The organism is uncultured Amaricoccus sp. (assembly GCF_937858865.1).
Classification (GTDB): domain Bacteria; phylum Pseudomonadota; class Alphaproteobacteria; order Rhodobacterales; family Rhodobacteraceae; genus Amaricoccus.
Map to the genome: position 1 here is coordinate 1 of NZ_CALLYO010000415.1, position 5,710 is coordinate 5,710.

Annotated in this window: 8 protein-coding genes; 1 reads left to right on the forward strand and 7 read right to left on the reverse strand. The window is 72.5% G+C overall.

The annotated features are described in order from the left end of the window. Positions 1-100 precede the first annotated feature (100 nt). The gene (locus tag Q0112_RS12270; protein ID WP_297975743.1) at positions 101-550 is read left to right on the forward strand and encodes a hypothetical protein; all 450 of its coding nucleotides are present in this window, start codon (positions 101-103) and stop codon (positions 548-550) included. Between the two features lie 16 nt (positions 551-566). Here the strand turns inward: Q0112_RS12270 and Q0112_RS12275 are convergent, their stop codons facing one another. The 7 genes from Q0112_RS12275 to Q0112_RS12305 form a co-directional block, all read right to left on the reverse strand. Continuing rightward, a complete protein-coding gene (locus Q0112_RS12275; RefSeq protein WP_297975745.1) occupies positions 567-1,418 on the reverse strand; it encodes an ATP-binding protein in 852 nt (283 codons plus the stop codon). Continuing rightward, positions 1,415-2,257 (reverse strand): twin-arginine translocase subunit TatC, encoded by an 843-nt coding sequence (gene tatC, locus Q0112_RS12280; protein ID WP_297975746.1) that lies wholly within the window; start codon positions 2,255-2,257, stop codon positions 1,415-1,417. The genes Q0112_RS12275 and tatC overlap by 4 nt, the downstream gene beginning before the upstream one ends. Further along, the gene (gene tatB, locus Q0112_RS12285) at positions 2,254-2,691 is read right to left on the reverse strand and encodes a Sec-independent protein translocase protein TatB (RefSeq protein WP_297975748.1); all 438 of its coding nucleotides are present in this window, start codon (positions 2,689-2,691) and stop codon (positions 2,254-2,256) included. The genes tatC and tatB overlap by 4 nt, the downstream gene beginning before the upstream one ends. 7 nt (positions 2,692-2,698) lie before the next feature. Continuing rightward, entirely contained in the window at positions 2,699-2,908 is a 210-nt protein-coding gene (locus Q0112_RS12290) for a twin-arginine translocase TatA/TatE family subunit (protein ID WP_297975749.1), read from the reverse strand. A 157-nt stretch (positions 2,909-3,065) separates the two neighbouring features. Then, on the reverse strand, positions 3,066-4,145 hold the full coding sequence (locus tag Q0112_RS12295) for an ABC transporter ATP-binding protein (RefSeq protein WP_297975755.1): 1,080 nt from the start codon (positions 4,143-4,145) through the stop codon (positions 3,066-3,068). Positions 4,146-4,256: 111 nt separating this feature from the next. Then, positions 4,257-5,036 (reverse strand): SDR family oxidoreductase, encoded by a 780-nt coding sequence (locus tag Q0112_RS12300; RefSeq protein ID WP_297975751.1) that lies wholly within the window; start codon positions 5,034-5,036, stop codon positions 4,257-4,259. Between the two features lie 10 nt (positions 5,037-5,046). Continuing rightward, the gene (locus tag Q0112_RS12305; RefSeq protein ID WP_297975753.1) at positions 5,047-5,667 is read right to left on the reverse strand and encodes a ParA family protein; all 621 of its coding nucleotides are present in this window, start codon (positions 5,665-5,667) and stop codon (positions 5,047-5,049) included. Positions 5,668-5,710: the final 43 nt, after the last annotated feature.

Here is a 5,710-nt window from a genome sequence, read left to right on the forward strand (position 1 = left end):
ACCGGGTGCATCCGGCCTGGGACGACGAGGCGATGCGGGCGTTACGCGACATCCTGGACGATCCGCCGGCCCCGGCGCGGCGCGCGGTCCGCGCCCTGCCGTGGAAGCGCTAGCGCCGCCCGAGCCGCTCGGGGCGGCGCACGACGCGGCCGCCTTCGCCTGCGGCGTGTCGGCCCTCGACGCCTGGCTGCGGCAGGCGCCGCACGCGGGAACCTTCGTCGTGCACGAGGGCGGGCGGGTGCGCGGCTTCTACACGCTGGCGCCGGGGTCGGTGCGCGACTGGCACGGGCCGCCGGGGCGGGCGCTGCCGATCCTGAAGCTGGGACGGCTCGCGGTCGACCTGCCGGGCATCGGCAGCGGGCTCGTCGTCGACGCCTTCGCGCGGACCTACGCGGCGTCGCGGCGCGTGCCGCTGGCCGCGCTGCTGGTCGACGCGCCGGAGCCGGCCGGCGGCTGGTTCCGCGAGCTCGGCTTCCTGCCGGTGGCGGGAGACCCGAGCGCGATGTTCGTCGCCCTCGGGACGATCGAGCGGCTGGTGGAGGGGAAGTAGCGGCCGGGGAAGCGGGCTATCCCGCCTGCAGCCGCACGCCGCGCCGGCCGGCGAGGTCGGTGACATACTGCCAGGCGACGCGGCCGGAGCGGCCGCCGCGGGTCTGGCTCCATTCGATCGCCTCGGCGCGCAGATCGGCGTCGGGGATGGCGATGCCGAAGGCGTGGCAATAGCCGCGGATCATGGCGAAGAAATCGTCCTGGTTGCAGGCGTGGAAGCCGAGCCAGAGGCCGAAGCGGTCGGAGAGGGAGACCTTCTCCTCGGTGGCCTCGGTCGGGTTGATCGCGCTCTGCCGCTCGTTCTCGATCATCTCGCGCGGCATCAGGTGGCGGCGGTTCGAGGTGGCGTAGAGCACGACATTGTCCGGGCGGCCCTCGATGCCGCCGTCGAGGACGGCCTTCAGCGACTTGTAGTGGCTGTCGTCCTTGTCGAAGGAGAGATCGTCGCAGAAGAGCATGAAGCGGCAGGCCGAGGCGCGCAGCACGAGGAGGAGCCGGCCGATCGAGGGCAGGTCCTCGCGGTGGAGCTCGATGAGCTTCAGCCCCGGCGTCTCGGCGGCGGCCTCGGCGTGCACCGCCTTGACGAGGCTCGACTTGCCCATGCCGCGCGCGCCCCAGAGCAGCACGTTGTTGGCCGGGAAACCCCGGGCGAACTGGCGGGTGTTGGCGAGCAGGGTGTCGCGCGAGCGGTCGATGCCGACGAGGAGCCCGATCGGCACCCGCGACACCTGCGGCACCGGCTCGAGCCGGTCGGGGCCGGTGGCCCAGACGAAGGCCTCGGCGGCGGAGAAGTCCGGCGCCGGCTGCGGCGGCGGGCTCAGCCGCTCGAGCGCCGCGGCGATGCGGGCGAGCGCCGTCTCGTCACTCACGATTCCTTCGCCGCCTCCTCGTCCCAGAGGCCCTGGGCGCGCAGCTCGGCCTCGCGCTTGCGCTCGAAGAAGCGCACGAGCAGGATCGAGATCTCGTAGAGCGGGTAGATGGCGGCGAAGAGGATGAGCTGGGACATCACGTCCGGCCCCGGCGTCACGAAGGCGGCGACGACGAGCATGAGGACGAGCGCGTAGCGGCGGAACTTCGAGAGGCCCTTCGCGGTCACCAGCCCGGCGATCCCCATCAGCGTCAGCGCCACCGGCAGCTGGAAGCAGATGCCGAAGGCGACCATGAACTTCATGGTCAGCGAGAGATACTCGTTGATCGTCCCGAGGTACTGGATGCTGACGTCCTGGGTCGGGTCGGTGGCCGGCGCGGCGCCGAACTGCTGGAAGCCGAGGAAGAAGTCGTAGACGAGCGGCAGCAGCACGTAGAAGGCGAAGGCGCAGCCGAGCAGGAAGAGGATCGGCGAGGCGATCAGGAAGGGCAGGAAGGCCCGCTTCTCCTGGCGGTAGAGGCCGGGGGCGACGAAGCGCCAGAGCTGGTAGCTGATGACCGGGAAGGAGAGGACGAAGCCGCCGAAGATCGAGATGCGCACGTAGGTGAAGAAGCCCTGCTGCAGGCCGGTGTAGATCATCTCCGGCTTCTGCCCGTGCTCGACGAGGAGCTTCACCAGCGGGGCGGCGAGGAAGTTGAAGATCGGGCCGGCGACCGCGAAGGCCGCGACCATGGCGATGCAGAAGGCGACAAGGCAGTTGATCAGCCGGGTGCGAAGCTCGGCGAGATGCTCGATCAGCGGCGCCGTCGAGTCGTCGATGTCCTTGTCGCCGTCCTTCATCGCCCGGACGCGTGCTCCTCGTCGCTGGCCGGCGCGGCCGGCGCCAGCTCGGGCCCGGGCGACGGCGAAGGCTGCGTCTCGGCCTTCGTCTCGGCCTTCGTCTCGGGCTGCGTCTCGGGCGCGGGCTTCGTCTCGGCGGGCTTCATCACCGTCTCCTCGAGGGCGGTGCGCACCGGCTGGCGGGCGAACTTGCGGGCGCTGTCGGTGGCGGCGTTGAGGCTCTGGTCGAGCGACTTGAGGCTCTTCTGCATCTCGCTCATGCCGGCCTCGTTGGCGGCCTGCTCGAGCGAGCGCTGGAAGTCGCGGGCCATGGCGCGCGCCTTGCCGGTGAAGTTGCCGAGCGTCCGGAAGAGGGCGGGCAGGTCCTTCGGACCCACCACGATCAGCGCCACGACACCGATCAGGAAGAGCTCGCCCCAGCCGATGTCAAACATGGATGGCTCAGACTTTTTCCTTCTCGGGCGTCACATCGCGGGCGTTGTCCGCCGCGGCGTTCTCGATCTCCTGCTTGCCTTCGTTGAGGCCGCGCTTGAAGCTGGTGATCCCCTTGCCGACCTCGCCCATGAGGCCCGCCACCTTGCCGCGGCCGAAGAGGACCAGCACCACGATCGCGATGAGCAGGAGGCCCGCCGGGCCGATGTTGTTCAGCATATCGTCGTCTCCCTAGCCGGACCGGCGGCCGCGCCGTCAGTCCACGCCCCTAATATGGCCTCGAGGGGGCGCAATCAAACCCCAAACGGGCCGCGGGCGTCGATATTCACTGGATGGTCAACACGGGGGGCAACGGCGGGGGGGCAGCGGCGGAGAGTCAGTGGCGGGGGGCGGGGAAGACGAAGCAGCGGTCCCGCCGCAGCGAGAGCCAGAGCGAGGTGCCGGGGCGCGGCAGGAAGACGCCGGGGACCGTCGCCTTCAGCAGCGTGCCGTCCTGGTCGAGGGCGAGTTCGACGACGCTCTCGCTGCCGACGAAGCGGGCCCGCCGCACCCGGCCGAGGGCGGCGGCGCCGTTCGCGGCGCTGGGTGCGGGGCCGCGGCCGTTGCGGTCGAGGTCGAGCCTGAGGTGGTGGGGGCGGACGACGATCTCGACCTCGGCGCCCTCGCCGAGGTCGGGGGTGTCGAAGCGGCCGAACGGCGTGCCGGCGGCGGCGCCGGCGACGGTGGCGGCGACGGTGGCGCGGATCACGTTGACCTCGGAGAAGAATTCGGCCGCCGCGCGGTCGACGGGGTTGTTGTAGATGACGTAGGGCCGGCCCTGCTGGACGAGGCGGCCCTCGCGCATCAGCGCGATCTCGTCGGCCATGCGCATCGCCTCGTCGGGCTCGTGGGTGACGAGCAGGACGGCCGCCCCCTCCTCCTTGAGGATCGCGAGGGTCTCGTCGCGGATGCCGTCGCGCAGCCGCTCGTCGAGGCCGGAGAAGGGCTCGTCCATCAGCAGGATCGGCGGCCGCGGCGCCAGCGCGCGCGCCAGCGCCACCCGCTGCTGCTCGCCGCCCGAGAGCTGGTGGGGGTACTTGCCGGCGTGGCGGGAGAGGCCGACGCGGGCGAGCATCTGCTGCACCCGCCGGGCGCGGCCGGCCGGCGGGCCGGTCAGGCCGAAGCCGACGTTGCGCTCGACGCTGAGGTGGGGGAAGAGCGCGAAGTCCTGGAACATGAGGCCGACGCCGCGCGCCTCGGGCGGCAGGTGCCGGGCGCCGTCCGAGACCGGGCGGCCGCCGACCTCGACCCGGCCGGCGTCCTGGCGCTCGACGCCGGCGGCGATGCGCAGCAGGGTCGACTTGCCGCAGCCCGAGGGGCCGAGCAGGCAGGTGACCTCGCCGGCGCGCAGGTCGAGCGACACGGAATCGAGGACGCGGGCCCCGCCGTAGCCGTGGCGGATCCCGTTCAACCGCAGCCGGGCGTCGTCCGCTTCCGGACGGAGATCCTCCACCGGCGCCCCCATTGTCCGACCAAATCCATCGGGTTTGCGGCAGATAGCAATCCGCGGGCCGGCTGGCAAGCGGGGCTAGAGGGTCTGGTTGTTGGCGCCCCCGTCGAGCACGATGTTCTGGCCGACGATGAAGCCGGCATGCACCGAGCAGAGGAAGGCGCAGGCGGCGCCGAACTCGGCCGGCGTGCCGTAGCGCCGGGCGGGGATGGTCGCCTGCCGCCGGGCGCGCGCCTCGTCCCGGCTGATGCCCTGCGCCTGCATCACCCCGCCGTCGAGCGCGGTGGCGCGGTCGGTGTCGTGGATGCCGGGCAGGAGGTTGTTGATCGCCACCCCGTGCTCGGCCACCTGGCGGCTCGTGCCGGCGACGAAGCCGGTCAGGCCGGCCCGGGCGGTGTTCGAGAGGCCGAGGGCGGGGATCGGCGACTTCACCGCCCCGGAGGTGATGTTGACGACCCGCCCCCAGCGGCGCGCGATCATCCCGGGCAGCACCGCCTGCATGAGGGCGATCGGCGTCAGCATGTTGGCGTCGATCGCCTTGAGGAAGTCCTCGCGGCTCCAGTCCGACCAGACGCCGGGCGGCGGGCCGCCGGCGTTGGTGACGAGGATGTCGGCCTCGGGCGCCGCCGCCAGCACCGCCGCGCGCCCCTCGGGGCTGGTGATGTCGCCGGGCACCGCCGTCACCGTCACCCCGTGGCGCGCGCGGATCGCCGCCGCCGTCTCCTCGAGCGCCGCGGCGCCGCGGGCGTTGAGGACGAGGTTCGCCCCCTCGCCGGCCAGCGCCTCGGCGCAGCCGCGCCCGAGCCCCTTCGAGCTTGCGCAGACGATCGCCGTCCGCCCGCGAATTCCCAGGTCCATCGTCTCTCCCTCAGTCAAGCGCCGCCAGCACCGGCGCCCATTGCGCGCGGATCGGCGCATAGGCCCGCTGCGGCCGGTCGAAGATCGAAAGCCCCTGCTCGGCCAGCTCGGCATAGGCCGCGCGATCGGCGATCCGGGCGAGCGGCTGCTGCCCGAGGTCGCGGAAGAAGGCCTCGAGCCGCGCCGCGGCCCGCCCCGGCCGCACCCGGTTCGCGATCAGATGCACGCCGACCTTCCCCTTGCGCACCCGCTTCAGCTCCTCGATCTCCTTCAGGAAGCGGGCCGAGGAATCGACGTCGAACCAGGAGGGCAGGATCGGTGTCATCACCGCCTCGGCCTCGGCCACCAGCCGCGTCGCCCGCTCGCCGCGCAGCGCGCCGGGCGCGTCGATCACCAGCCAGTCGAGCTTCTTCGGCGCCTCGCCGAAATCGCCGGCGTCGGTCCAGTCCACCGCCAGGATCGGCGCGGCAGACCCGGGACGCTGCTTCAGCCAGCGCGAGGCGGACTTCTGGCGATCGGCGTCGGCGAGCGCCACGCGCTGGCCGCGGCCGGCGAGCGCCGCGGCGAGCGTGAGCGCGACGATCGTCTTGCCGCAGCCGCCCTTCCGGTTGGCGACCAGAATCGTCTTCATTCCCCGTCCTCCCGCTTGCGGGAAGACTAGGGGCAACGGTCGG